Genomic DNA, 25,881 nt, shown 5'->3' with positions numbered 1-25,881 from the left:
TCCTGTCAGACCGCTGCGTAGGCGACGATGCCGCGGCGGACCGCGTCCGTCGCACGTCTCGCGGTCTGGGCCAGGTCGTCGTCGCCGGCGTTCCGGATCTGGTCGAGCAGGTCGATGACTTGCTTCGACCAGCGCACGAAGTCGCCGGCGGGCAGGTCGAGGGTCCGGAGGACGTCGTCGAGCGCCGAGCCCGAGGCCCAGCGGAACATGCCGACCGCCATCGCCGGGGTGGGCGGCTGCGAGCCGGCCAGACGTGCCGCACGCTCGATGTCGTCGAGGCGTGACCAGATCGTCAGGGTCTCGTCGAGCGCCGGGCGGAACGCACCACGGGGCAGCGCGTGCTCGGTGCCGGGCGCGTCCTCGCGACGGGGCTGGTAGATGATCGTCGCGGCCATGGCGGCGAGCTGCGCCGGGGTGAGGTCCTTCCAGACACCCGCCTCGAGGCACTCGGCCACGAGCAGGTCGCGGTCGCCGTAGATCCGCTGCAGACGACGGCCACCGGCTGCCACGGTGGCTTCACCGTTGCCGCCGTCCACCAGGTAGCCGAGCTCGAGCAGGACCTCGGTGACCCGGTCGAACGTCGTCGCGACGGCGCCCGTGCGGGACCGGATCTGCTGGACGAGCTTGTCGTTGGCGCGCTTGAGCTTCCACCAGCGCTCGGACCAGCGGGCGTGGGCCTCGCGTTCCGGGCAGGTGTGACAGGGGTGGCGCTGCAGCTGACGGCGGACCGCGGTGATCGCGGCCTGGCGTTCCTGGCGGGCGCCGTGCGATGCCTCTCGACCCCCGGGGACGTTCGTGCGCTCGAGGTCGGAGAGTTCTCGGCGGAGCGCCGAGTACTCGGTGAAGTCGCCGAGGTGGCACTGCATCGCCTGCTGGTAGCCGTCGAGCGACTCCTGCTGCGAGCGGACCTTGCGGGCGAGGTCGACCACCGACCGGTCGGCCTGGAACTGGGCGAACGACGTCTCGAGGACCTCGCGCGTGCGCTGCCGGCCGAACTGGTCGATCAGGTTGACCGCCATGTTGTAGGTCGGCTTGAACGACGAGTTGAGCGGGTACGTGCGACGGCTGGCCAGCGACGCCACGGCCTGCGGGTCGAGTCCGTCGGTCCACTGGATGACCGAGTGCCCCTCGACGTCGATCCCGCGACGACCGGCACGACCGGTGAGCTGGGTGTACTCCCCCGGGGTGATCGGCACACGCGCTTCGCCGTTGAACTTCTCGAGCTTCTCGAGCACGACGGTGCGCGCCGGCATGTTCACGCCGAGCGCCAGGGTCTCGGTGGCGAAGACGACCTTCAGCAGCTTGCGCTGGAAGAGGTTCTCCACGACCTCCTTGAACGCGGGGAGCATGCCGGCGTGGTGCGCCGCGACCCCGCGCTCGAGGCCTTCCAAGAACTCCCAGTAGCCGAGCACTGCGAGGTCCTCGTCCGGCAGGGTGCGGCAGTGGTACTCCGCGGTCTCGCGGATCTCGTTGCGCTCCGGCACCGTCGTCAGCGACAGCCCTGACCGCAGGACGTTCCGGACGCCCTGGTCGCAGCCGTTGCGGCTGAACACGAAGAAGATCGCGGGCAGCAGCATCCGCTCGTCGAGCATGTGCGCGATCTGCTCGCGGTGCACCTTCTCGGTGCGCGGCCCACGGCGCTCGGGGTAGCCCCCGCGACCACGACGACCGCGGTGTCCGCCGCCGTTCCGCTCGCTCCGTGCGCCGCCGCCGACCATGCGGAGCAGTTCGGGGTTGACACGGTTCGTCGCCGCCGCGCCACTCGAGTCGAACAGGTCGACCATCTTCGAGCCGACCAGGACGTGCTGCTCGAGCGGGACCGGGCGGTCTTCGGAGACGATGACGTCGGTGTCGCCACGGACGGTCTGCAGCCAGTCGCCGAACTCCTCGGCGTTGGACACCGTGGCACTGAGCGAGACCAGGCGGACCTCGGTCGGCAGGTGCAGGATCACTTCTTCCCACACGGCACCGCGGAACCGGTCGGCCAGGTAGTGCACCTCGTCGAGGACCACCCAGGCGAGGTCGTCGAGCAGGTCCGAATCGGCGTAGATCATGTTCCGCAGCACCTCGGTCGTCATCACGACGACGCGGGCGCGGGGGTTGACGTTGGTGTCGCCGGTGAGCAGGCCGACCTCGGACTCGCCGTAGACGTCGACGAGCTCGGCGTACTTCTGGTTGCTGAGCGCCTTCATCGGGGTCGTGTAGAACACCTTCGCCGTCGGCTGCCGCATGGCGAGCCAGATGGCGAACTCGGCGATGATCGTCTTGCCCGCACCGGTCGGGGCGGCGACCAACACGCTACGGCCCTGGTCGAGCGCGTCACAGGCCGCGAACTGGAACGGGTCGAGGTCGAACCGCAGGTCGGTCCGGAAGAGCTCGAGGTTGCGCGACCGGTTGCGCACCTTGGCCGCGGCGAAGCGCTCGGCTGCGCTCGTGCCGCTCACAGGCCGTACTCCTCGTCGAGCTTCGCCTGCCGCTTGGCCACGCGGCGGTCGTGGATCCAGGCGACGAAGCACGCTGCGATGTAGAGCACCACCATCGGGACGGCGAGCAGGAACATCGAGATGACGTCGGCGCTCGGGGTCACGATGGCGCAGAAGACCAGGATGCAGAGGATCGCGACGCGCCAGCTCTTGATGATCGCGGCGGCCGACAGAACGCCGACGAAGTTCAGCAGGACGATGAACACCGGCAGGACGAAGGCGATGCCCACCGCGACGATGAGCTTGATGACGAAGTCGTAGTACGCCTTCGCATCGACGATCGAGGTGTCCTGGCTGGACACGAAGCTGCCGAGGATGCCGACCACGTGCGGCAGGATGTACCACCCGAAGTAGCACCCGGCGAAGAACAGCGGGATGGCGGTGCCGAGGAAGCCCCACACGTACTGGCGCTCACGCCGGATCAGCGCCGGCACGATGAACGCCCAGATCTGGTACAGCCAGACGGGGCTCGCGATGACGACACCGATGGTGATCGCGATCTGCAGCTTGAGGTCGAACGCCCCGGTGATCATCGGGAAGTTCAGCTCGGCGGTGTGCCCGCCGACCTTGGCGAGCTCGGTCACCGGTGCCCGCAGCGAGTCGAGCACCCACGGGGTGAGGAACCATCCACCGACCGCGCCGATGACGATCGCCACCACTGCGCGGAAGAGGCGGTTGCGCAGCTCGATGAGGTGCTGCCCGAGCGACATGCGGCCTTCGGCGTCGGTCTTCTGGCGCCCCTGCCGCTTCGCTCGCCCGCGCGCGGTCGTCGAAGCCATGTGGTCGATCTTACGGGGTCGGGACCGACAGTCCGCCGGGGGTCGGCGTGGGCGGGGTGCGGGCGGGCCGAGCGGGTTCGGCGGGTGGCCGGTTGGGCGGGCGCAACGGGGCGTACCTGGCGAGATCGGACGTACCTGGTCGGATCAACGCACCAGGTACGCCCGGAACGACCAGGCACCCGCGGCCCACCGAGCGGGAACGGGCACACCTGGCGAGAACGGGCGAGAAGCGACCGACGGAGTCCCGCGGCGGACGTCAGCCGGCGGCGAGGGCCGCGGCGGCGAAGTCGCGCACGGCGTCACGGGCAGCGGGCGGGTCGAGCACCACCGCGCGGCCGGGCAACCCCGCGACGAGCCGGACCACCCCGTCGAACCCGTGCGACGCCGCGAGCCGGATGCGCACACGCCCGTCGGTGTCGGGCGCGTCGGCGGTGTCGGCCAGGAAGTCGGCGACCAACGGCAGCGACGTGGAGTCGAGTTCCACCGTGACGATGACGTCGTCGGCGGCCTGCTGGAACAGCGTGTCCGGGATGACGACCTGGTCGATCGTCTTCTCGGCGGGACGGTCGTCGACCCGGGCCCCGGACATCCGGTCGAGCCGGAACGTCCGGAGCGCCTGTCGATCCAGGTCCCACGCGCGCAGGTACCAGTCGGTGTCGATCGACTCGACGCGGAGCGGGTCGACCCGTCGGGTGCTGCCCTGCGTGCGCGGTCCGGCGTACTCGAAGACCAGGCCGCGGCCGTCCGACATGGCCCGGCGGATGGTGGCGAGGGCGACGTCGTGCAGGTCCTGCCCGACGGCGACGGTCGACGCCGCTCCCCCGGCACCGCGGGACAGCTTGGCCATGAGCGCGCGGATGGCGTCGCGGTCGGCGGCCTCGGGCAGCGCGGACAGGTACTGCAAGCCGGCGATGAGTGCCGAGGCCTCGCGAGCGGACAGTCGGGGCGAGTCGTCGATCGCCACCAGGTTGGTCAGGACGATCATGTCGTTCTGGTCGAAGTCGTCCCACGCGATGTCGAACAGGTCACCGTGCTGGTACTGCATCGTCTCGCCCGGGACCCCCGACACCGCGATGAGTTCGACGGCGCGGCGGATGCGGGCCTCTGGCACCCCGAAGTGCCGAGCGGCCTCGGCCACCGAGACACGCTCGCGGTCGATGAGGTACGGCACCAGGGCGAGCAGGAAGGCGAGCTTGTCCTGCGCCTGCAGGGGTTGGGCGTCAGCCACGAACGGGGTCCTCTCCGGGGGCTGCGGCACGGTCGTCGTCGGTGTGGTCGCGCACGAGCGCGCGGAGGCGCTCTTCGACCCGTGCCCGCAGGTCGGCCGGCTCGAGCACCCGGACCTCTGGACCGAATGCGGCGAGCTCCTCGGCCAGGATCTGCGGGTCGACGTGGTGCAGCACAAGCCCGCCGTCGGCGTCGGTCTCGGTGTCGCGGCGACGGGTGAGTCGGCGTTCGGCGTCCGACCCGGGTGCCACGGCGATGCGTGCGGTGCGCTCGGCCCAGATCCGCTCGAGCTCGGCGAGGGTGCGCTCCCCCGCGCCGACGGGCGCGGTGTGCTGTCCGACCGCGTACTGGGTGACGGGTCCGACGATCCGGGACAGCAGGTAGTTCTTGTCGGAGTCGGTCGCGAACTCGTGGGCGGCGAGCATCCACCGACCGCCGTGCTGCACGAGGGCGAGCGGGGCGACCTCACGCCGGCGGGCGTCGTGCTGCCCGGGCGTGATGTAGTCGAAGCGGACGGCTGCGCCGCGGTCGAGCGCGGAGCGGAGCGGTTCGAACGAGGCGTCCCGGGCGCGGAGCCGCGGGGCGTAGGCGTCGACCCCGAGCTGCAGGGCACCGTCGTCGTCCTCGGCACCCGCCGAGCGCACCTTCAGCAGGCCGCGGCGGGAGTCGGCGGACAGTGCGCCCTCGCGCCACGCCATCGCGGCCAGGGACAGCAGCGCGGATTCGTCCGGGGTGAACCGGACGTCGACGGGCAGGTCGTACTCGCCCTTCGGGATCCGGTAGCGGAGCGTCTGGTTGTTGCCCGCGGCACCCGGCGTCTCGATGGTCTCGAGCGGGATGCCGAGCTCGCGGACGTCGTCCTTGTCGCGTTCGAACTGACGCTCGAGCGAGGCGTTGTCGCCACCGGTCGAGAACCGCTGCCGGTACCCCTGCACGTTGGCCAGGATCTCGGCCTTGGTCAGCCCGGACTCCGTCGAGAGCAGCGCGAGCACGAGGCTGAACAGCCGCTCCTCGGCGGGCACACGGGGCACACGGGTCGCTGGCACGAGCCGATCCTACGGCAGCGCGGGTGCACCGGAGTGCACCCGCGCCGCGGTCCGTGGACGGTCGGAGGAGGTCAGTTCGAGATCGCTCCGAGGACGTCGATCACGTAGGCGTTCGCGGTCCCCTGCTGGTTGACGATCGCCAGGACCTGGTCACCGACGCGGTGCCCGACGATCGCGTTCCGGACGCCCTCGTCGACCTGGCCCTTGGTGAGCGGGACCGCCTGCGCGCCGGAACCGTCGGTCCAGCTGGAGCCGACGACGGACGGGTCGGCACCCCAGGTGACGGCGGTGTACTTGATGACCGCGGTGTCCTTCGCGGTGAGCTCGCGGCCGTCGCCCTTGCGGAGCAGGTGCGTCTCGTTCGACTTCGGGGCACTCCACGACGGGATCGTGATGCCGGGGGCACCGGACGGTGCGAGCACGACGGCGGGCATCTTGTCGCCGGCGAGCTGCGGGGTGCCGGTGGCTCGGGCGTCGAACGCACGCTTGACGTCGATGACGGCGATCACGGCGTCCTCGGTCTTCTTGGACGAGTCGGTACCAGCGGCGCCGCCGGTGCTGCTCAGGGCGCTCTTCGGCAGGGCCACCGCCAGGCGGTCGCCGACGTGGGCGCACTGCAGCGAGTCGCCGAGGGCCCCGTAGTTGCTCGCGCCCGCGGTGATCGGCGCGGTCTGGCCCGAGTAGCCGCTCGTCTGGGCGACCTGGCCGGTGGAACCGTCGACCAGGGTGTACTCGACCAGGACGGGGGTGCCGTCGTCGATGGTGCGACCGGTGCCCTGCTTCAGCACGGACACCTGGGTGCCCTTGGTGGTGAGGCCCTTCGGCACGGTGACCTTCGGCTCCGAGCCGAACTTGCCGGTGGCGGTCACCGCTTCGGAAGCGGCACCGGGAGCGGCACAGCTCGCGGGCGTGGTGCCGGCACCGTTCGAGGCGCAGGCGGTGAGTGACACCGCGAGACCGATGGTGACCAGGAGTGCGGGGATGGTGCGCACGGACCCTCTTTCCGTTCGATGCAGGACGGGCACGCCGTCAGCCTACCGTTCGTCCTCGGCGGCCCCGGACAGAGCCCCAGCGGCATCCGACGGAACCCCGTCGGCCCCCGACGGAGCCACGGCGGCATCCGATGGAACCACCGCCGACGATGCCTCGGCCGCCGCGACCTTGCGCGCCTGCGCCGCCGACTGCCGGGCCACCTTGCGGAGCTTCTTGTCGCTCGTCGCCCGCTCGCCCACGGCTCCCGGGGTCCACGCCTCGATGTCCTCGTCCGAGAACTCGGCCTTGCCCGCTCGGCGCTTCAGGTTCGGCAGGACCGTGCCGTCGGCCAGGCGTCGTGCCGTGATCAGGAACCCGGTGTGCCCGACCATGCGGTGGTCCGGGCGGACGGCGAGCCCCTCGACGTGCCAGGTGCGCACCAGGGTCTCGCTCGGCATCGGGTCGGTGAAGCGTCCGGTGTCGCGCAGCGCCTCGGCCGTGCGGGACAGCTGCGTGACGGTCGCGACGTAGCAGACGATGAGTCCGCCGGGCACGAGGGCGTCGGCTGCGGCGTCCACGCACTCCCACGGCGCGAGCATGTCGAGCACGACGCGGTCGACGCTCTGCGGCTCGGTCGCGTCGGGCAGCGACTCGACCAGGTCACCGACGGTGACGGACCAGTTGTCCGGGACAGCACCCAGGAAGGTGCCGACGTTGCCCTTGGCGATCGCGGCGAACTCCTCGCGGCGCTCGAACGACTGCAGCTGCCCGGTCGGGCCGATCGCGCGGAGCAGGAACAGCGACAGCGCCCCCGAGCCGACACCGGCCTCGACCACCCGGGCCCCGGGGAAGACGTCCGCGAAGGCCACGATCTGCGCCGCGTCCTTCGGGTAGACGATCGCCGCACCACGCGGCATCGACATCACGTAGTCGTTGAGCAGCGGACGGAGCGCGAGGTACTCGTCGCCGGTGCTCGCCCGGATGACCGAGCCGTCGGGCTGGCCGATGACGTCGTCGTGCCGGAGCACCCCGCGGTGCGTGTGGTACTCACCGGCGGTCTCGAGGGACAGCGTCGTGAGCTTGCCCTTCGGACCGGTGAGCTGCACGCGGTCGCCGGCCCGGAACGGGCCGCGCGGCGGCGTGTGTGGTGCCCCGCCCGCGGTGTGCGGGAGGGCTGCGGTCGGGTCCGCGGTCGGACTGGAGGCGCTGCTCGCGTCCGCTAAGTCGCGTGCGTCGTCGGTGTGGCTCATCGGGTGACCCCTTCGGTGTCCGCAGCGTGCGCCGGGTCCGGCACCGCGCCTCCAGCCCGTGCGGCCAGTGCCGGCGTCGTCAACTCGACCAGCCGGTCGACGTCGACGCCCGCCAGGGTGGTCAGGTGCACGTCGCCGCCGGCGATCTCGGACAGCGGGACGATGTGCTCGACGGCGACCGTGACGGCGCCGGAGGCGACGGCCGACGCGACTCCGGTGGCGGAGTCCTCGATCGCGACGCACGCGGTGGGCTCGACGCCGAGCTGCGCGGCGGCGGACAGGTAGGCGTCCGGGAACGGCTTCGGGCGGTCGACGTCGTCACCGGCCACGACGACGCGGAAGCCGCGCTCGCCCAGGGCCTCGGCGGCGACGAGCGCCATCTTGCGCCGGGACATCGTCACCAGCGCGGTGGGGATGCCGCGGGCGTGCAGCTCCTCGATGAGCTCACGGGCACCCGGACGCCACGGCAGCTCGCCGTCGCGCAGGTGCTCCATCACGTAGTCGGTCATCCACTGGATGATCTCCTCGACCTCCATGTCGACGCCCTTGGCGCGCAGGAGCTCGCCGGAGCGCTCGAGGCCGCTGCCCACCAGGGACAGGCCGTCCGCTTCCGTCCACTCGGCGCCGTACCGGGTCGTCAGGTCCACCTGGGACCGCTGCCAGATCGGCTCGGTGTCGATGATCGTGCCGTCCATGTCCCACAGCACGGCTGCGGGCGGGACGAGGGCAGGAGGATGCGCGGTCACGGGCGACGAGTCTACCGGGGCCGTTCCGCTGGGCGCGGACGCGCACGTCCGCCGGCACCCCCTGGGCCTACAGTGGATGCCTGAATCGTGTCCGGCCGGGGGCATCGCTCCCGCCCCGCTCCGCTCCACCACCAGGAGGTCCGCTCCGTGCCACAGCACTCCCCCTTCAGCGACGGCCGCTTGCTCGTCGTCGCCTTCGAGGGCTGGAACGACGCCGGCGAGGCCGCGAGCGGTCTGGCGCGTCGCATCGTCGAGTCGCTCGGCCTCGACGAACTCCGCGAGCTCGACGGCGAGCGGTACGTCGACTACCAGTTCAACCGGCCCACCGTCGGCACCGACGACGACGGCAACCGCGGCGTGCAGTGGCCCCGGATCGTGCTGCACGGCCCCGGAGCCGAGGGGCGTCCGGTCATCGGCGCCACCGGCTCCCCCACCGACCGCGACGTGTTCGTGCTGGTCGGCCCCGAGCCCTCGCGCACCTGGCGTGGCTTCTGCTCGGAGATCATCGACCTGGCGGACGTCTACTCCATCGACGCCGTCGTCTTCGTCGGTGCGATGCTCGCCGACGTCCCGCACACCCGGCCGATCTCGGTGTTCGTGTCGAGTGAGAACGCCGGCGTCCGCGCTGCCTTCGACGTCGACAAGTCCTCGTACGAGGGGCCGACCGGCATCCTCGGTGTCCTCGCCGACGCGATGGACAAGGCGGGGCTGACCACGCTCTCGCTCTGGGCGTCCGTGCCGCACTACGTGCACAACTCCCCTTCGCCGAAGGCCACGCTCTCGCTGCTCGACAAGATCGAGGAGCTCACGGACGTCACGGTGCCCCGCGGGTCGCTGCTCGACGACGCCACCGAGTGGGAGGAGGGCATCGACGCCCTCGCCGCCGACGACGAGGACATGGCGTCGTACATCGGGCAGCTCGAGCAGGCACGCGACACCGTCGACTCCCCCGAGGCCTCCGGCGACGCCATCGCGCAGGAGTTCGAGCAGTACCTCCGTCGCCGGGAGCGCAAGGACGGCAAGGACGGCGGCACCGCCGGTGGCGAGGGGCCGTGGCGACCCCAGCAGTAGCCGTCACCCACTGACGGACAGGAGGCACGGTGCCGGCTGGCACCGTGCCTCCTGTCCGTCGTGGGGTGTGCGGTCACGACACGCCGCTCGCGTCCGCCGGGTGGTCGCGAACTGTCGGCTGCGGCCCGCCTGGGCGACGGTTCCTGACCCCTCGGCGGCGCGCACGCGACGCGTCGCGACCACTCCGCGGACGGGAGGCACGGGGCTGACCCGCCATGGGCCTCCCGCCCGGCGGCCGCGAACGGTCACGACACACCACTCACCTCCGGCGACTGGTCGCGAACTGTCGGCTGCGGCCCGCCTCGGCGACGGTTCCTGACCCCTCGGCGGCGCGCACGCGACGCGTCGCGTCGCGACCACGCGCCGCAGGCCGACGGCCGGCCAGCCGACCGAGCTCAGGCCAGGCGGATGCCGAGCAGCGCGTCGATCAGGTCGACGAGCTCGGGAGTGCACGCCGTGCCGCCCGCGATCGCCGTGTCCACCGCTGCGACCGCCCCCGGCGTGTCGAGGTCGTCCGACACCCGCGCACGGATGCGCGTGGCGACGTCGGCCGCGTCGTCGGCGTGCCCGGCCGAGGCGCCGGAGGCCCAGGCGTCCCAGCCCGCGAGCCGCGTCTCGGCACTCGTCAGCTCGGTGGCGAACCACTCCCAGTCGTCGGAGTACTTGTGCGACAGCAGCGCCAGCCGGATCGCCCGGGGGTCGGCGCCGTCGTCGAGCAGGCCACGCACGGTGACCAGGTTGCCGAGCGACTTCGAGATCTTCGTACCCTGGTAGGCGATCATCCCCGTGTGCACGAACGCGTTCGCGAGGGGCTGGTGGGCGAGGGCCGCAGCGTGCCCGGCACTCATCTCGTGGTGCGGGAACACGAGGTCGCTCCCGCCGCCCTGCACGCTGATCGGCAGCCCGAGGCGGTCGCCGGCGATGACGCTGCACTCGATGTGCCAGCCGGGGCGTCCGGGGCCGATCTCGGTGTCCCAGGCCGGCTCGCCGTCCCGCGCGGCGCGCCACAGCAACGGGTCGAGCGGGTCGCGCTTGCCCGGACGGTCGGGGTCACCGCCGCGTTCGGCGGCGAGGGTCAGCATGGTCTCGCGGTCGAGGCCGCTCTCGTCGCCGAGGGTCCACGCGTCGGTGGGCCGGCTGACGTCGAAGTACAGGTCGTCGCCCTCGGCGTCGTCGGTCGGGACCTCGTACGCGTAGCCGGTCTCCTGCAGGAACGACACGGCCTCGGCGACCCGCTCGACCTCGTCGGTCACGGCCACGAAGTCGTCCGGCGGCAGGATCCGCAGCGACTCCATGTCGCGACGGAACAGGTCGACCTGGGACGCAGCGAGCTCGCGCCAGTCGATCCCGTCGCGAGCGGCGCGCTCGAGCAGCGGGTCGTCGACGTCGGTGACGTTCTGCGCGTACTCGACGTCGAGCCCGGCGTCGCGCCAGGCGCGGCCGAGGGTGTCGAACGCCAGGTACGTCGCCGCGTGACCGAGGTGCGTGGCGTCGTACGGTGTGATGCCGCAGACGTACAGCGCGGCACGGTCCTCGTCGCGGGCGGGGTCCACCGGCTTGCCCGTGGCGGTGTCGTGGACGACCGGTCGGGGCGCGGCGCCGGGGACGTCGGGGACGGATGGGGCCTGCCAGGCCCTCACGGCTGGATCACTCCGAGCGACAACAACACGATGAGCACGATACCGAGTGCGATCCGGTAAACGACGAAGGGCATGAAGCTGCGCTTGCTGATGTAGTTCATGAACGCTGCGATCACGACGAACCCGACCACGAACGCGACGACCGTGGCGATGAGCGTGTCGGCGAGTCCGAACGGCGATCCGTGGTCACCGAGGCTCGTCGCGGCCTCGTAGAACCCGGACAGGAACACCGCCGGGATCGCCAGCAGGAACGCGAACCGAGCGGCCGCCGGACGGGTGTAGCCGAGGGCGAGCCCCATCGACACCGTCGCACCGGAACGGGACACCCCGGGCACCAGGGCGAGCATCTGCGCCAGGCCGATGAGCAGACCGCCGCGGAACGTCATCTGCTCGATCCGGCGCTCCTTGCGGCCGACCCGGTCGAGCACCCCGAGGACGACACCGAACACGATGAGGACGATCGCGACGATCCAGAGCGACCGGAACGTCGTCTCGATGGAGTCCTTGAGCAGGAGCCCGGCGACCCCGATCGGGATCGTTCCGAGGATCACCAGCCAGCCGACGCGGACGTCGGGGTCGCCCTTCGGCACGTCACGCTTGACCACCGACCGGAACCACCGCCCGATGATCCGGGTGATGTCCTTCCAGAAGTAGATGAGCACCGCGGTCTCGGTGCCGAGCTGCGTCACGGCGGTGAAGGCCGCACCCGGGTCCTTCGCGTCGGGCAGGAACAGCCCGACGATGCGCAGGTGCGCGCTGGAGGACACGGGCAGGAACTCGGTGAGCCCCTGGACGAAGCCGAGGAAGATCGCCTCGAGGATGTGCATCGCACGGGCCTTTCGGGGGGAGGTCGGTCAGGGCACCGCCACGACGGCGACCACGAACAATATCAGTACGTCGCGAGCAGGTCGCCCAGCACCCGCCGGCCGAACGCGAGCGAGTCGAGCGGCACCCGCTCGTCGACCCCGTGGAACATCGCCGGGAAGTCCACACCGGCGGGCAGCTGCAACGGCACGAACCCGTACCCGGCGATGCCGAGCGTCGAGAGCGCCTTGTTGTCGGTGCCGCCGGACAGCAGGTACGGCAGGACCGGGGCGCCCGGGTCGTGCCGCCCCAGGACATCGCGGACCGCGTCGACCAGGGGGCCGCCGAAGTCCTGCTCGAGGCCGATGTCGCGGAACGACATGACCACCTCGACCTCGGGTCCGGCGAGCTCCCGCACCCGTTCCAGCACGGACTCCTCATCGCCCGGCAGGCAACGGATGTCGACCAGCGCCTCGGCGGTGTCGGGGATGACGTTGTGCTTGTAGCCCGCGGTCAGCACCGTCGGGTTCGACGTGGTGTGCAGCGCGGCGTGGATGAACCGCGACGCCGACCCGGTGGCCAGCGCGACCTCGTCCGGACCGGTCACCGTCGGGTCGACGCCGAGGAACCGCGCCACCTCGGCGACCATCGCGTCCGTCGTGGCCGAGAGCCGAACGGGCCACTCCTCGCTGCCGATCCGGGCGACCGCCGCTGCGAGCTTCGTGACGGCGTTGTCGCGGATCACGTGCGAGCCGTGGGCAGCGGTGCCGCGCGCGATCAGCTTCACCCACATGAGCGCCTTCTCGCCGGTCTGCAGCAGGTAGGCGCGACGGTCACCGAGCGTGATCGAGTACCCGCCGACCTCGCTGATCGCCGCCGACGCTCCCGCGAAGACCTCCGGATGCTGGTCGACCACGTGGTGCGAACCCAGGACTCCCCCGGCCTCTTCGTCGGCGAAGTACGCGATGACCAGGTCACGCTCGGGCGCACCGTGCTGCTCGATGACGTCGGCCAGCGACGTCAGCATCATCGCGTCCATGTTCTTCATGTCCACGGCACCGCGGCCCCACAGCGAACCGTCCTTGACGACGCCGCCGAACGGGTCGACCGACCAGTTCGCCGGATCCGCCGGCACCACGTCGAGGTGCCCGTGCACCACGAGCGCCGGCTTGTCACGGTTCCGCCCGGGGACACGCGCAACCACGCTCACCCGGTCCGGCTCCGACTCGAACAACTGCGGCTCGAGACCCAGCGCTCGGAGCCTGTCCTCGACGTAGTGGGCCGCCTCGGCCTCGCCGCGCGACTTCCCCTCGCCCCAGTTCGTCGTGTCGATGCGGATGAGGTCGCGGGCGATCGCCGCGGTCGCCTCGAGCTCGGACGCGGACTGGTGCTCGGACGGCTCCGGGTTCGTCATGGCTCCACGGTATCGGTCGACACCGACCCCGACGCCGGGACGGCACACCGAGGACTCGCCCGGGATGCGCTCCCGTGTTCATCGCGCGTTCAGACCCGTGCTAGTGTCTTCTCTCGGCAGGAACGCCGGGTTCGCCCCGGGAAACAGACACCAGACACCCTGTCCGGGTGGCGGAATTGGTAGACGCGCTAGCTTGAGGTGCTAGTGCCCGTATTAGGGCGTAGGGGTTCAAGTCCCCTCTCGGACACAGGAAATGCATGCCCCCTGACCTTTCGGTCGGGGGGCATTTTCTGTTGTGTCTTCCCGGCGAGTGTCGCCATCGCTGCGCTCAGGGCGTCCTCCGCGCACACCTCCCCAACCCGTGCGAGGTTCCGCGCTCCGTGCGGCGCTGCAAGCGCGCACCGAACACGCAACACCGCACCAGATCGTGAACACAGCACGGTGCGAACGCAGCACGTACGGACGGGAGGCGCGGTGCCAGCTGGCACCGCGCCTCCCGTCCGATCTGTGGGTACGTCTAGCTCTTCGACGCCTCGACGAAGTTGCGTCGCGGGTCGGTCTCCTTGATCAGGGAGGTCGCGTCGCGACCGGACACGGCGCCCGTGATCCAGCCGATGACGATGCGCGCCTTCCGGTTCAGGGTCGGCATCGCGTACACGTGGTAGGCGCGGTGCGCGAGCCATGCGAACAGGTTGGTCATCTTGATGCCCTTGATGTTCGCGGCACCCTTGCCCACACCGTACGACGCGACGGTGCCGATGGAGGGGTGGCGGTACTCCTCGAGCGGCTTGCCGGTGATTGTCGCGACGATGTTGTCGGCGGCGACCACGGCCTGACGGACGGCGTTCTGCGCATTCGGCGGGTAGAACGCCGGCTGCTTGTCGGCGGTCAGGTCGGGCACCTGCGCGACGTCGCCCAGGCCCCAGACGCCCTCGACGACCTGGTGGGTGTCCTCGGCCTCGACCTGGAGCTTCGCGTTCGCGGCGAGGTGGCCCTTCGGCCCGCGCGGCAGGTCGGAGGCGTCGAGGAGCGGGTTCGGCTTGACGCCTGCGGTCCAGACGAGCAGTCCGGTGGCGAACTCGTCGCCGTCGGAGAACTTGACGACACCACCCTCGGCGCTCGGCATGGTGGTCTTCAGGCGGACGTCGATCCCGCGGGCACGGAGCGACTCGAGCGTCCACTTGGACAGCTCCGGGCCGACCTCGGGCGCGACGCGGTCGAGCGCGTCGATGAGCACCCAGCGGGGCTGCTCGCCGGCGAGCGACGGGTAGGTCTTGATGGCGGCCTGCGACACGTCGAACAGCTCACCGATCGCCTCGACGCCGGTGTAGCCACCGCCGACGAACACGCTGGTCAGCAGACGACGGCGCTCGTCCTCGTCCCGCGTGGCAGCAGCCTTCGCGATGTTGTCGAGGAGCTTGGCGCGCACGTAGGCGGCCTCTTCGACGCTCTTGAAGCCGACGCCGTACTCCTCGAGTCCGGGGGTGGGGAACGTGCGGGTGACGGAGCCGAGGGCGACGACGAGCTGGTCGTAGCCGAGGGTGCGGTCGTCGCCGCCGGCGGTCGCGATCGACACGGTCTTGTCGGCCGAGGAGATCGCGGTGACCTTGCCCTGGATCACGCGGGTCTTGCGCAGCGCACGGCGCAGCTCGACGGTGACGTCCTTCGGCGCGATGTGGCCACCGGCGACCTCGGGCAGGAACGGCAGGTACGTGTAGTAGGTGTTCTGGTCCACCAGCGTGATCCGCATGGGCACCGTGGCCGCGTGCTTCTGGAGCTGCTTGACCGTGGCGTAGCCAGCGGAGCCGCCGCCGAGGACGAGGACGTGAGGGATCGAGTCTGCCATTCCTCCGGTCTACCGGACTTTGGCTTGGCGCGTCATGAGTTCCGCGGCCTGTCGCGGAGCCGCCACCACGCGGTCTCGGCGAGTTCTGGGCCCGTGAACACCCCGTGCGGGGTGCGGCGGGACTCGGTGAGCGAGAAGCGGCGCAGCCGGTAGCCGCCGCCGAAGCGGTCGATGATCGCCTCGGGCGACGCCTCGGGATCCCGTTTGACGTACCAGGTGCGATCGTCGACCGGCTCGATCACGCGGCCGTCACCGACGTCCGCCGATGCGGGAGCGCAGGATGTCGATGCGCTTCTGGATCTGCTCGATGCTCGCCTGTGCCACGGCCGGACCGCCGCTGATGCGCCGGAGTTCGGCGTGGATCGATCCGTGCGGCTCGTTCGAGTGACGGGACCAGATCGACACGAGCCGGGCGAGCTCGGTCCGCTGTTCCTTGATCGTCATGTACATCGGGCGGTCGGGCTCGGGCGCCTTGGGCAGGCCGTCCTTGGCCGTCCGGCCCTTGGACCGCTTGGCCTGGGTCGCCTGCCGGGCGCGCAGGAGGTCGCGCACCTGATCGGGTTCGAGGAGCCCCGGGATGCCGATGAAGTCGAGCTCCTCGAGGGAACCGACCTCGCCGCCGGTACCGAACTCGCCGCCGTCGTAGAGGACGCGGTCGAAGGACGCCTGCGAGTCGAGCGCCTCGAACGGCTGGACCTCGAGCAGGCTCTCGGACGCACGGTCTTCCTTGTTGGCCTCGGCGACCATGGCGTCTTCGGGGTTGTACATCCCGTCGTCGGCGTCCTTCGGGCGGTCGAGGGCGTGGTCGCGCTCGAGCTCGAGGGTGGCGGCGAGGGCCATCAGGCCGGGGACGCTCGGCAGGAAGACACTCGCGGTCTCACCACGACGACGGGCACGGACGAAGCGGCCGATGACCTGTGCGAAGAACAGCGGCGTGCTCGCGCTCGTGGCGTAGACGCCGACGCAGAGCCGTGGGACGTCGACGCCTTCGGAGACCATGCGGACGGCGACCATCCAGCGCGAGGTGTCCTCGGCGAAGGCGCTGATGCGGCTCGACCCCGCGGCTTCGTCGGACAGCACCACGGTCGGGCGCTCCCCCGTGATCTGCTGCAGGATCCGGGCGTAGGCGCGGGCCGTGGTGGTGTCCGTGGCGATGACCAGACCGCCGGCGTCGGGCACACCACGGCGGACCTCGGTCAGGCGCTTGTCGGCGGCGGAGAGCACGGCCGGCATCCACTCGCCCTCGGGCGACAGTGCGGTGCGCCAGGCCTGGGCCGTGATGTCCTTCGTGACCTGCTCACCCAACGAGGCCGACATCTCGTCGCCCATCCGGGTCTTCCAGCGCATCTGGCCGGCGTAGGCCATGAACAGCACCGGGCGGACGACGCCGTCCTTGAGTGCGCGGCCGTAGCCGTAGTTGTAGTCGGAGATCGAGGTGCGGATGCCCTGCTCGTCGGGGGCGTACTGCACGAACGGGATCGGTGCGGTGTCGGACCGGAACGGGGTCCCCGACAGCGAGAGCCGTCGGGTGGCACCGGAGAACGCTTCCCTGATGCCGTCGCCCCACGTCAGGGCGTCGCCGCCGTGGTGGACCTCGTCGAGGACGACCAGGGTGCGCCCGCCCTCGGTGATGCGCTTGTGCACTTCGGGGTTCATGCCGACCTGGGCGTAGGTGATCGCGACGCCCTGGTAGTGCCGGCCGAACATGCCGTCGCCGTTCTTGAACATCGGGTCGATCCGGATGCCCACGCGGTCGGCGGAGTCGGCCCACTGGCGCTTCAGGTGCTCGGTCGGTGCGACGACGACGATGCGGTCGACGGTGCCGCGGGCCAGGAGCTCGGTCGCCAGTCGGAGCGCGAAGGTGGTCTTGCCGGCACCCGGGGTCGCTGCCGTCAGGAAGTCGCGGGGTTCCTTCTCGAAGTACTTCGTGAGCGCTTCGATCTGCCAGGCACGGAGCTTCGATGCCGTGCCCCATGCGGCCCGGTCCGGGAACGCCGGCGACAGGTGCTGGACCGCCGAGTTGCCGGCCGCTTCGGCCAGGGCCGCGGCGTCGGCTTCGTCACGGGCGGCGTCACCGTCGGCCTGCGCCGTGTCGAGCGTCGGCGATTTGCCGCCGGCGCCGGACTGGTCGTCACCCGACTCCGCCCACAGCGTGGCGGGCTGCTGGTCTTCGTACTCCGCTGCGCTCACTGAACCCGATTCTACCGCCACCGTCAGTCCTGCCGAGCGTGCGGGACGCCCCCGTCAGGGGTCCGACGGACCAGGGATGCCGGTCGCAGGACGCCGGCGCCGAAGCGAGCGGCGACCGCGTCCACGGTGGTCTCGGTGTCACGCCACGGCGCGTCGTCGTCCCACAGGGCGTTGCTGGCAGCCGTGGGCACGAGGTTCTCGCCGCGCACGCCGATCAGCCGGATCTGGTTGCCGGGTCGGTGCAGCACGTCGTACAGCTCGACGGCTTCGCGGTGCAGGCGCTTCGCGACGTCGGTCGGTTCCGCCAGGGTGCGCGACCGGGTCAGCGTGGTGAAGTCGGTGTAGCGGACCTTGAGCGCCACCGTCCGGGCCTGCACGTCGGCCTGGCGCAGGCGGACCGCGACCTTGTCGGCCAGGCGGAGGAGTTCGCGAGCGACGTCGTCGCGCTCGGTCAGGTCGCGGCCGAAGGTGACCTCGTGCCCGATCGACTTCTCGCCGACGCCGGTGTCGACCACGCGCGGGTCGCGACCCCAGGACAGGTCGTGCAGCCGCTGCCCGCCGGCCGGGCCGAGTGCCGAGACGAGCGAGCCGAGCGGGGTGTTCGCCAGGTCGCCGACGGTGCGGATGCCCCGGCGTTCGAGCGTCTCCTGCGTCTTGCCGCCCACGCCCCAGAGCGCGGAGACGGGCTGCGGGTGCAGGAACGCCACGGTGTCCGCTCCGGGCACCACGAGCAGGCCGTCCGGCTTCGACCGGCTGGAGGCGAGCTTCGCCACGAACTTGGTCGATGCCGCACCGACCGAGCAGTGCAGCCCGGTCTCGGCGAAGACCGTGCGGCGGATCGCCTGGCCGATCTGCCACGGCGTGCCGTAGAGCCGGAGCGCGCCGGCGACGTCGAGGAACGCCTCGTCGATGCCGAGCCGCTCGACCCGTGGGGTGAACCGGTCGAAGATCGCCATCACGGACGCGGACTTCGCCCGGTACTTCTCGAAGTGCGGTTCGACGATCACGGCGTTCGGGCAGCGGCGTTTGGCGACGGCCATCGGCATGGCGGAGTTCACGCCGTACCGACGGGCTTCGTAGGTGGCCGCCGTGACGACGGAGCGGTCGGAGTCGTGGCCCACGATGACCGGCAGGCCCTGCAGGTCGGGGCGGTCGAGCAGTTCGACGGAGGCGAAGAAGGCGTCCATGTCGACGTGCAGCACGGTCGCCGAGACGTCGTCCACCGGTGCGTCGGAGACGAGGCGGTTCCGTCCGTCCTGCTTGCTCACACCGAGATGATGCCAGGCGCCACCGACATCGCCGTGCCGGGCGTGCCGACGGCCGCACGGTGCGAGGTTCGTCCCGTCGTGCGCGGTTGCTCGCCCGTCATCGCACCGTGCGCCCTTCGCAACTCGGTGCCGGGTTGGTTGCACGGTGCGACGCCACAAGGCAGCACCGAGCGGCCAACCTCGCACCTGCCGACGGACCCCGCACGGTGCGCCGCCACGCCATCGCCCGCGGCACCGCGCGCCCTTCGCAACTCGGTGCCGGGTCGGTCGCACGGTGCGGCGCCGCAAGGCAACACCGATCGGCCAACCTCGCACCTGCCGACGGACCCCGCACGGTGCGCGGCCACGCCACCCTCGCACGGGAAGCGCCCCGGAGCGCAGCGCTCAGCCGAGCGGGCCGAGCACCGACGCGGCGATCGTCCGCGCCGCGGAGTCGCGCGACGACGGGTGGTACTGCCCCGCCCGGACGTCACGCGCCAGCCGCGCCAGCTCACTCGACGCCCGGAACGCCGAGCCGCCGACGACGCGCATGGCCTCGTCCACGACGTGCTGCGCCGCGTCCACGGCCCGCGCCTTCGTGCCGACGAGCAGCGGGAACCACCGGGCTCCGAGGTCGTCGACCTCGTCGACCGACCGCGCCAACGAGTGGACCTGCAGCGTGATCGCGTCGACCGCGCCGCGCAGGTCGGCGATCGCCCGGCGCACGTCGGGGTCCTCCGACCGCCGAGTACCGTCGGCCGCGGTCCGCCCCGCCACGGCGGTCGCCGCGAGCGCGATCGCCCGCTCGGCGATCCCGGCGTACACCGACGCGATGAGGAGCTCGAACGAGGCGAAGATCCCGAACACGAGTGGGTCCTGGTTCGGCCCGACCGGCAGTGACCGGACGATGCGGCCAGCCGGGACGTGCACGCCGTGCAGCTTCGTGGTGCGGCTCTGCGTCGCGCGCATCCCGAGCGTGTCCCAGTCGTCCAGGTGTTCGACGTCGCCGTCCGACCGCAGCACGAAGCCGTGCACGAGCCGGGGTTCCGCCCCCGAGGTGTCCTTGCCGAAGACGCTCATGACGTCCCACGCCGGAGCGAGGGAGGTGAACACCTTCGTGCCGGTGAACCGGTACCCGCCGTCGCCGTCCGGCTCCGCCGTCGTCGACGAGTCGAACAGCACGGCGTCGTTGCCGGGTTCGCTCACCCCGAAGGCGAGCAGCTGGTCGTCCGCCGCGTGGTCGGTGACGGCCTGGAGGAACGACTCACCTCGCGCACGGACGGCGCGCGCCGCCTGCACCCACACCTGGTGCATGCCGAGGCCGAGCGCCGTCGCCGGCGCGGCCTGGGCGAGGGCGCGCTGCACGTCGGCGGTGGCGCGGAGGCCGAGGCCCGCCCCGCCTTGCTCGACGGGGACACCGATCCGCAGGTAGCCGGCGGCGCGGAGCTCGTCGAGGTCCTCGGTGCAGAACGCGTTCGCGGCGTCGTACCCGGAGGCGCGCCCGGCGATGCGGTCGAGCAGTTCGTCGGGCACCGACCAGCCGACGGCGTCCGTGTTGGCCTTCGTCATGCCACGAGACTAGGGTCCGGGACGTGTCAGATCGTCATCCTTGGACCAGGTACGTCGCGATCGGTGACTCGTTCACCGAGGGGATCGGGGACCCCGACCCGACCGTCCCGGGCGGCAACCGCGGCTGGGCGGACCGCGTCGCCGAGGTGCTGGCACACCAGACGGACGACTTCGCGTACGCGAACCTCGCGATCCGCGGGCGGCTGCTCCAGCAGATCATCGACGAGCAGGCCGAGGCCGCCGTCGCCCTGCACCCGGACCTCATCACGGTGTCGGCCGGCGGCAACGACATCATCCGCCCCGGCTCGGACCCGGACGAACTCGCCGAACGGGTGGACCGGCTCGTCGCGGACCTGCGGCGCGACGGTGCCACCGTCGTGCTGTTCACCGGCCCGGACGTCGGGATGACCCCGGTGCTCGGCATGGTCCGCGGCAAGACGGCGATCTACAACGAGAACCTGCACGCCATCGCCCTGAAGCACGGCGCCCTGGTGGCCAACATGTGGGCACTCCGCGTGCTCCGGGACCCGCGGATGTGGGCTCCGGACCGGCTGCACCACTCCCCGATGGGCCACTCCACGATCGCCGCCGCGGTGCTCGACACCCTCGGTGTGCCGCACGGACTCGAACCGTTCAACCCGGACCCGCTCGAGGCACGCCCGTGGCGCGAGGCCCGCGCCGAGGACCTCGGGTGGGCCAGGGAGTACCTGGTGCCGTGGGTGGTCCGCCGCATCAAGCACACCTCGTCCGGCGACGGGGTGACGGCGAAGCGGCCCGAGCTGCAGATCGTCACCGAGCACCCCTCCGACACCCCGTAGCCGACGACGCCCCTTCGAGTCCGCACGCCTCCGCAGCCGCGCCCCACCACGGTCATCGCGCCCCGGCTCACCAGGGCGCGATGACGCTACGGGGGCGCGAACCGTGTCGTGCGCGCCGCGAACGGGGTCGTGCGCACCCCGTGGTCGGCACAGGTCAGTCCGCGGGGCGACGGAGCGTCATCGGACCGTCGTGCAGCGGCTCGGTCTTCCACTTCGCCCCGACCGTGCCCGCGTCGAGGTCGATGCGCAGGTGCAGCAGGTGCGGGGTCTCCAGGAAGCGGACCGCGACGAGCACGGTGCCCTCCGGCTCGGTCGCCGCACTCGCCGCGAGGGCACCCTCGACGGCCCACAGTCCTTCGCCGAGCGGCACGGACTCCGACCGGCCGTCGTCGGTGATCGTCAGGCGGATCCCGTCTGCACCGCGCGTGAACGTGGCGGCATCGAGGATCCCGCCGGGACGCGACCGCAGCTCGACGTCGGCGAGGTGCTCCGGAAGGCGACCACCCTGCACCGGTGGCAGCCCGAGGGAGGCGAGCCGGGCCTCCAGTGCGGTGTCCGCATCCGTGTCGGTCGTGCCGTCGACGGCGGGCAGGAGGTGCTGCCAGGCCGCGTCGAGGACCGCCTGCATGTCGACGGTCTGACCGGTGATCGCGAGCACGACGTCCTGCTCCGGCAGGACGACGCAGAACTGACCGTAGGCGCCGTCGCCGCGGAAACCGTGGCGGGCCATCCAGAACTGGAAGCCGTACCCCTTCGACCAGTCCGGGTTGGCCTCGTCCGGGTTGGCGACCTGCGTGCTCGTGGCCTGTTCGACCCAGTCGGCGTCGAGGATCCGCTCGCCGTTCCAGACGCCGTCCTGCAGGTACAGCTGGCCGAGCTTCGCGACCGCGTCGGTCGTGGCGTAGCACCCGCTGAACCCGAACTCCGCGCCGGTGTCGTCGCGGCGCCACGCGAGGTCGTCGATGCCGAGCGGGTCGAGCAGGTGCGGGCGGAGCCAGGCCACGAGCGACCCGCCGGTCACGCGCCGGACGATGCTCGCGAGCGTGTACGTGCACGGCTGGTTGTACGCGAAGACCGAGCCGGGCTCCTCGTCCGGCGGGAGCAGCAGGAACCCGCGCACCGTGTTCGTCGGATCGAGGGCCTCCGCCCGTTCGAGCGTCTCCTCGCGGTGCCCGCTCGCCATCGCGAGCAGGTGCCGCACCCGCATCCGGCGGCTGCGCTCATCGGTGACGTCGGCGTCGAGCTCCGGGAAGTACGACAGCACGGTCGCGTCGAGGTCGACCAGGCCCTGTCGCACGGCGATGCCGACGGCCGCTGCGGTGAAGCTCTTGCTCAGCGAGTAGAGCAGGTGCACGCGGTCGGCCGAGTACGGCTGCCACCACCCCTCGGCAGCGACCTGGCCGTGCCGGAGCAGCATGAAGCTGTGCGGCTCGACGCCGGGTGTCGACTCGAGGGCGTCGACGAACGCGAGGACTCCGCGGGCGTCGACGTCGAGGGCGGAGGGGGTGGTCCGGGGGAACGTCGTCATCGTCGTCACCCGACCGACTCTACGGTCGGGCACCGACGAGCGTCACGCCCCCTGGAACGGGTTCGTCCAACGCCACCAGACGCCGGGGTCGTCGATCGTCCGCGCGAGCGCGAGCGGCACCGTGACCGGGTCGTGGTCGGAGATGCGGAACCGGACCTGCCCGACCCGCTCGCCCTTCGTGCCGAAGGTCACCCGCTCGAGCGTCGCCTTCGCGGTGACCGTGGTCTTCCCCCACACGAGCACCTCGGCGGCCTTCGTCGTGACCGCGTCCGCCTCGTCCTGCCACGGGGTCGAGAAGGTGCCGAAGGTCTGCCCCTGGTGGGTGAGCGTCACCACCTGGAAGTTGTCCGCGACGGACCGCAGCAACCGCTGCACGTCGTTGTCGAGGGAGTCGTGGTCCACGCCACCGAGCATCACGCCGACGACGGTGACCTGCCTGCCGCCACGCTCGTACGTCGCCGCGAACAGCAGGCAGGCCCCGGCCTCGTCGAGCGTGCCGGTCTTGATCCCCTCGACGCCGTCGAGCCCGAGGAGCTTGTTCGAGTTCTCGATCGCGCCGACCGTCGGGATCGTGACGTCCTGCGTGCCGACGATGTCCTTGACGACCGGGTTCGCGAGCGCCAGCTGCCCGAGCTCGACCAGGTCGGTCGCGGTCGAGGTGTTGTCCGGGTCGAGGCCGGTCGGCTCGTGGATCGTCGTGTCGTCGAGGCCCTGCTCGTCGAGCCACTTCGCGGCCGCTCGCTCGTAGGCGTCGAGGGATCCGAAGGCCCAGATGGCGAGCGCGCCGGCGTAGTTGTTGGCCGACTTCATGAGCATCACCTGGAACGCCTGGTGCTCGGTGAGCTTCAGGCCGGCCGGCATCGGGGCGACCTCGCCGTTCTGCGCCGCGTACTTCGCGTACAGGCCCTCCATCTGCTTCGTGAAGCGGATGGCCGGGCCCGACTGTCCGAGCGCCATCGGCTTCTCGTCGAGCACCACGAGCGCCGTGACGACCTTCGTGATGCTCGCGATGGACCGGGGCTTCGTGTCGCCGCTGGTACGCAGGCTCTCGGGGAAGTCCGTCGCTTCGACCGCGGTCGCGCCGTAGCCCGGGAAGCTCAGTGCCGGGGCAGTCGTCCTCGGTGCCGAGTAGGTGGTGGTGCTGGCGCTCGCCGGACCGAACGGCACGACGGCCGCGGCGACGAGGTACCCGGCCACCAGGAGCAGCACGGCGACCACCGAGATCGTGACCGGCCTCCGGACAGCGGAGCGGGGGCGGCGGACGACTCGTGACACGGGACCCGAGCGTACCGGTCCGCTCCTAGGCCGAGGCTGCGACCGGCTGGTCGGGCTGCCGTTCCGGAGCAGGGGCCTGGGCGGCCGGGCTGGCGGGGTGCGCACCCACGGCCGGGTCGGCCACATCGGCCGCGCCGGTCGTCTCGGGCCGCGCGAAGGTCAGGCGACGGGACAGGTACGCGAACACCGGGCCGAGCGCGTTCATCAGCACGACCGAGACCCAGGCGGCCCAGGCGTTCCCCGGGTCGAAGCCGAACCCGCCGAAGCACGTCGCGAAGAACGAGGCGAACCCGAGGAACATCCCGGGGACCAGCCCGAACAGCTTCGTGCGACCGGTGTACATCAGCGCGCAGTTCACGACGAGGATGAGCAGCGCCAGCACGGTGTTCTGCGCCGCCTGCCCCTCGCCGAAGAGCGTGCCGAACCGCTGGTCGAGCAGGACGATGACCAGACCGAACGCCGACCCGATCGGCATCGCGGCCCAGAGCCGGGTGGCGTTCCGCAGCGTCGGCTTGCTGCCGAGCAGGAACATCCCCGCCCAGCTGATGAAGATCGCCCAGGTCGGCAGGTGCAGGGCGTTGCCCCCGATGAACGCCGTGGCACCGGCCAGGACGGAGGCGACGATCTCGTGCGGGATCCGTTCACGCATGGCTGAGTTCCTTCGATCGGTTCGTGGTGCGGCTGGTGGTGAGTCGGGTGGTCCTGGTGGTCTCGGCGACGACCCGGCCGCGCTTGACGACGAGGGCGCGGTCCGGCCGGTCGAGCAGCACGCCGTCCGGGTCCGTGGTGGAGAGCACGACGAGGTCGGCGGCGGCACCGGGCCGGATGCCGTGGGTGTCCGCGACGCCGACGACCTGCGCGGCACCGGTGGTGGCCATCGCGAGCACCCGTCGCAGGTCGTCCGGTCCGGACAGGTGCCCGGTCTGGGCCAGCAGGAGCCCGACGTCGAGCAGGTCGGCGTTCCCGAACGGGGTGAAGGCGTTCCGGACGTTGTTCGACGCGTACGCGCTCGTGACGCCGGCGTCCCAGAGCTCACGGACCGGCACGACCCCGCGGCGGACGTCGTGGTCGTCGGACCGGCCGCCGAGGTGCAGGTCGGTCGCGGGCAGCGGCACGACGGCGACCCCGGCGGCGGCCAGGCGGTCGAACAGCACCCTGCGCTCGCCGCGGGGCAGGCTGGCGACCGAGGTCACGTGGCCGAGCGCCACCCGCCCCTGCAGCCCGCGGGCGGCCACACGGTCGGCGATGTGCCCGGCGAGCGCGTACCGCGGGTCGGAGGTGTCGTCGGCGAAGTCGGCGTGCAGGTCCGCCGGCACGCCGAACTCCTCGGCGAGGTCCAGGACGGTCTCGACGTGCTCGTGGCACGCGGCGAGGGTGCGCTCGTTGTAGGTGCAGCCGCCGATGACGTCTGCCCCTGCGGCGAGCGCCCGGCGGAGCAGGGCCAGCGTGCCCGGTGCCTTCGCGATGCCCTCCTGGGGGAAGGCGACGATCTGCAGGTCGAGGGCGTCCCGGTACTCGTCGCGCAGGTCGAGCAGGACCTCGACGCCGGTGAGCCCGACGATCGGGTCGACGTCGGGGTGTGCGCGGACGAGGGTCGTGCCGTTCGTGATGGCCTGGTCGAGCAGGGTGCGGGCGCGGTCGCGGACGGTGGCGTGGGTGAAGCCGCGCTTGAGCTCGCCCGTGACGGCGATGGCTCCGGCGAGGGTGCCGTCGGGGTTCGGGCGTTCCCGGTCGAGCAGGGCCTTGTCGACGTGCAGGTGCGCTTCGATGAGTCCGGGGATGACGACGCGGCCGGCGCAGTCGACCACGCGGGTGGGAGCAGCACCGGTGCCGGTGCCGTGCGCCGAGCCCGGACCGGGCAGCGCGTCGGCCACGCTGACGATCACGCCGTCGGCGATGGTGACGTCGACGGAACGGCCGTCGGTCAGCCGTGCGTTGGTGAGGACCAGGTCCACGTCGGACCTCTCTTCCGGTCG

General features: G+C 71.5%; 21 protein-coding genes and 1 tRNA gene. 3 read left to right on the top strand and 19 right to left on the bottom strand.

The genetic code is table 11. From position 1 onward, the window contains the following. Positions 1–5 precede the first annotated feature (5 nt). From QRN30_RS15030 to QRN30_RS15000, 7 genes are all read right to left on the bottom strand, one after another. Positions 6–2,444: a DEAD/DEAH box helicase gene (locus QRN30_RS15030; protein ID WP_042537229.1), complete on the bottom strand. Its 2,439-nt coding sequence runs from the start codon at positions 2,442–2,444 to the stop codon at positions 6–8. Next, complete coding sequence (tatC, locus tag QRN30_RS15025) at positions 2,441–3,193, bottom strand: twin-arginine translocase subunit TatC (protein WP_031259811.1); 753 nt, start codon at positions 3,191–3,193, stop codon at positions 2,441–2,443. Before tatC ends, QRN30_RS15030 begins: the two co-directional genes overlap by 4 nt. Positions 3,194–3,518: 325 nt before the next feature. Then, positions 3,519–4,490, bottom strand: coding sequence for a helix-turn-helix transcriptional regulator (locus QRN30_RS15020; protein ID WP_017887311.1), 972 nt, complete (start codon positions 4,488–4,490; stop codon positions 3,519–3,521). Continuing rightward, positions 4,483–5,535: a helix-turn-helix transcriptional regulator gene (locus tag QRN30_RS15015; RefSeq protein WP_042537231.1), complete on the bottom strand. Its 1,053-nt coding sequence runs from the start codon at positions 5,533–5,535 to the stop codon at positions 4,483–4,485. Before QRN30_RS15015 ends, QRN30_RS15020 begins: the two co-directional genes overlap by 8 nt. Positions 5,536–5,606: 71 nt before the next feature. Then, positions 5,607–6,527: an FKBP-type peptidyl-prolyl cis-trans isomerase gene (locus tag QRN30_RS15010; RefSeq protein ID WP_052481627.1), complete on the bottom strand. Its 921-nt coding sequence runs from the start codon at positions 6,525–6,527 to the stop codon at positions 5,607–5,609. A 42-nt stretch (positions 6,528–6,569) separates the two neighbouring features. Beyond that, positions 6,570–7,757: a tRNA (adenine-N1)-methyltransferase gene (locus QRN30_RS15005; RefSeq protein WP_284761288.1), complete on the bottom strand. Its 1,188-nt coding sequence runs from the start codon at positions 7,755–7,757 to the stop codon at positions 6,570–6,572. Further along, complete coding sequence (locus tag QRN30_RS15000; RefSeq protein ID WP_159556241.1) at positions 7,754–8,503, bottom strand: HAD family hydrolase; 750 nt, start codon at positions 8,501–8,503, stop codon at positions 7,754–7,756. The genes QRN30_RS15005 and QRN30_RS15000 overlap by 4 nt, the downstream gene beginning before the upstream one ends. A gap of 147 nt (positions 8,504–8,650) precedes the next feature. Here QRN30_RS15000 and QRN30_RS14995 point away from each other — a divergent pair, with 147 nt between their 5' ends. Then, on the top strand, positions 8,651–9,574 hold the full coding sequence (locus tag QRN30_RS14995) for a proteasome assembly chaperone family protein (RefSeq protein WP_017887306.1): 924 nt from the start codon (positions 8,651–8,653) through the stop codon (positions 9,572–9,574). Between the two features lie 395 nt (positions 9,575–9,969). On the opposite strand, the gene mshC is transcribed toward QRN30_RS14995, so the two are convergent. The 3 genes from mshC to QRN30_RS14980 all read right to left on the bottom strand — a co-directional run bounded on the left by mshC (position 9,970) and on the right by QRN30_RS14980 (position 13,432). Continuing rightward, positions 9,970–11,214: a cysteine--1-D-myo-inosityl 2-amino-2-deoxy-alpha-D-glucopyranoside ligase gene (gene mshC / locus QRN30_RS14990; protein WP_017887305.1), complete on the bottom strand. Its 1,245-nt coding sequence runs from the start codon at positions 11,212–11,214 to the stop codon at positions 9,970–9,972. Further along, the gene (locus QRN30_RS14985; RefSeq protein ID WP_017887304.1) at positions 11,211–12,041 is read right to left on the bottom strand and encodes an undecaprenyl-diphosphate phosphatase; all 831 of its coding nucleotides are present in this window, start codon (positions 12,039–12,041) and stop codon (positions 11,211–11,213) included. The genes mshC and QRN30_RS14985 overlap by 4 nt, the downstream gene beginning before the upstream one ends. Before the next feature lie 62 nt (positions 12,042–12,103). Further along, complete coding sequence (locus QRN30_RS14980; protein WP_284761287.1) at positions 12,104–13,432, bottom strand: M20/M25/M40 family metallo-hydrolase; 1,329 nt, start codon at positions 13,430–13,432, stop codon at positions 12,104–12,106. 161 nt (positions 13,433–13,593) lie between these two features. On the opposite strand from QRN30_RS14980, the gene QRN30_RS14975 reads away from it, so the two are divergent. After that, positions 13,594–13,679, top strand: a tRNA-Leu gene (locus QRN30_RS14975). 270 nt (positions 13,680–13,949) lie between these two features. Here QRN30_RS14975 and QRN30_RS14970 read toward each other — a convergent pair. The 5 genes from QRN30_RS14970 to QRN30_RS14950 form a co-directional block, all read right to left on the bottom strand. Continuing rightward, on the bottom strand, positions 13,950–15,278 hold the full coding sequence (locus QRN30_RS14970) for an NAD(P)/FAD-dependent oxidoreductase (RefSeq protein WP_017887302.1): 1,329 nt from the start codon (positions 15,276–15,278) through the stop codon (positions 13,950–13,952). A 32-nt stretch (positions 15,279–15,310) separates the two neighbouring features. Next, positions 15,311–15,520: a hypothetical protein gene (locus tag QRN30_RS14965; protein WP_017887301.1), complete on the bottom strand. Its 210-nt coding sequence runs from the start codon at positions 15,518–15,520 to the stop codon at positions 15,311–15,313. Positions 15,521–15,527: 7 nt separating this feature from the next. Further along, entirely contained in the window at positions 15,528–17,318 is a 1,791-nt protein-coding gene (locus QRN30_RS14960; protein WP_042540322.1) for a DEAD/DEAH box helicase, read from the bottom strand. A gap of 173 nt (positions 17,319–17,491) precedes the next feature. Then, the gene (gene dinB, locus QRN30_RS14955; protein ID WP_259575263.1) at positions 17,492–18,736 is read right to left on the bottom strand and encodes a DNA polymerase IV; all 1,245 of its coding nucleotides are present in this window, start codon (positions 18,734–18,736) and stop codon (positions 17,492–17,494) included. 384 nt (positions 18,737–19,120) lie between these two features. Continuing rightward, a complete protein-coding gene (locus QRN30_RS14950; protein WP_284761286.1) occupies positions 19,121–20,284 on the bottom strand; it encodes an acyl-CoA dehydrogenase family protein in 1,164 nt (387 codons plus the stop codon). Positions 20,285–20,307: 23 nt separating this feature from the next. On the opposite strand from QRN30_RS14950, the gene QRN30_RS14945 reads away from it, so the two are divergent. After that, on the top strand, positions 20,308–21,102 hold the full coding sequence (locus tag QRN30_RS14945; protein WP_056068694.1) for an SGNH/GDSL hydrolase family protein: 795 nt from the start codon (positions 20,308–20,310) through the stop codon (positions 21,100–21,102). Positions 21,103–21,256: 154 nt separating this feature from the next. On the opposite strand, the gene QRN30_RS14940 is transcribed toward QRN30_RS14945, so the two are convergent. Genes QRN30_RS14940 through QRN30_RS14925 form a run of 4 tightly spaced genes read right to left on the bottom strand, consistent with a single transcriptional unit; the run spans position 21,257 to position 25,860 of the window. After that, complete coding sequence (locus tag QRN30_RS14940) at positions 21,257–22,630, bottom strand: serine hydrolase domain-containing protein (protein WP_284761344.1); 1,374 nt, start codon at positions 22,628–22,630, stop codon at positions 21,257–21,259. 42 nt (positions 22,631–22,672) lie between these two features. Beyond that, entirely contained in the window at positions 22,673–23,905 is a 1,233-nt protein-coding gene (locus QRN30_RS14935; protein ID WP_284761285.1) for a D-alanyl-D-alanine carboxypeptidase family protein, read from the bottom strand. A gap of 25 nt (positions 23,906–23,930) precedes the next feature. Then, the gene (locus QRN30_RS14930) at positions 23,931–24,554 is read right to left on the bottom strand and encodes a DUF1097 domain-containing protein (protein ID WP_056068696.1); all 624 of its coding nucleotides are present in this window, start codon (positions 24,552–24,554) and stop codon (positions 23,931–23,933) included. Next, positions 24,547–25,860, bottom strand: coding sequence for an amidohydrolase family protein (locus tag QRN30_RS14925; RefSeq protein ID WP_214563539.1), 1,314 nt, complete (start codon positions 25,858–25,860; stop codon positions 24,547–24,549). The genes QRN30_RS14930 and QRN30_RS14925 overlap by 8 nt, the downstream gene beginning before the upstream one ends. Positions 25,861–25,881 lie beyond the last annotated feature (21 nt).

Origin of the sequence: Curtobacterium sp. MEB011 (genome assembly GCF_030209655.1) — a bacterium.
In the GTDB taxonomy this organism is placed as follows: Bacteria; Actinomycetota; Actinomycetes; order Actinomycetales; family Microbacteriaceae; genus Curtobacterium; species Curtobacterium poinsettiae.
Note: the sequence above shows the minus strand (reverse complement) of the source record. Positions and strands in the feature narration are given on the sequence as shown.

Bases quoted from the DNA above. Each gene is read 5' to 3' on its own strand.
- tatC (WP_031259811.1), bottom strand. From the start codon at position 3,193: ATGTCGCTCGGGCAGCACCTCATCGAGCTGCGCAACCGCCTCTTCCGC.
- QRN30_RS15005 (WP_284761288.1), bottom strand. From the start codon at position 7,757: ATGAGCCACACCGACGACGCACGCGACTTAGCGGACGCGAGCAGCGCC.
- QRN30_RS14985 (WP_017887304.1), bottom strand. From the start codon at position 12,041: ATGCACATCCTCGAGGCGATCTTCCTCGGCTTCGTCCAGGGGCTCACC.
- QRN30_RS14980 (WP_284761287.1), bottom strand. From the start codon at position 13,432: ATGACGAACCCGGAGCCGTCCGAGCACCAGTCCGCGTCCGAGCTCGAG.
- QRN30_RS14970 (WP_017887302.1), bottom strand. From the start codon at position 15,278: ATGGCAGACTCGATCCCTCACGTCCTCGTCCTCGGCGGCGGCTCCGCT.
- QRN30_RS14950 (WP_284761286.1), bottom strand. From the start codon at position 20,284: ATGACGAAGGCCAACACGGACGCCGTCGGCTGGTCGGTGCCCGACGAA.
- QRN30_RS14940 (WP_284761344.1), bottom strand. From the start codon at position 22,630: ATGACGACGTTCCCCCGGACCACCCCCTCCGCCCTCGACGTCGACGCC.
- QRN30_RS14930 (WP_056068696.1), bottom strand. From the start codon at position 24,554: ATGCGTGAACGGATCCCGCACGAGATCGTCGCCTCCGTCCTGGCCGGT.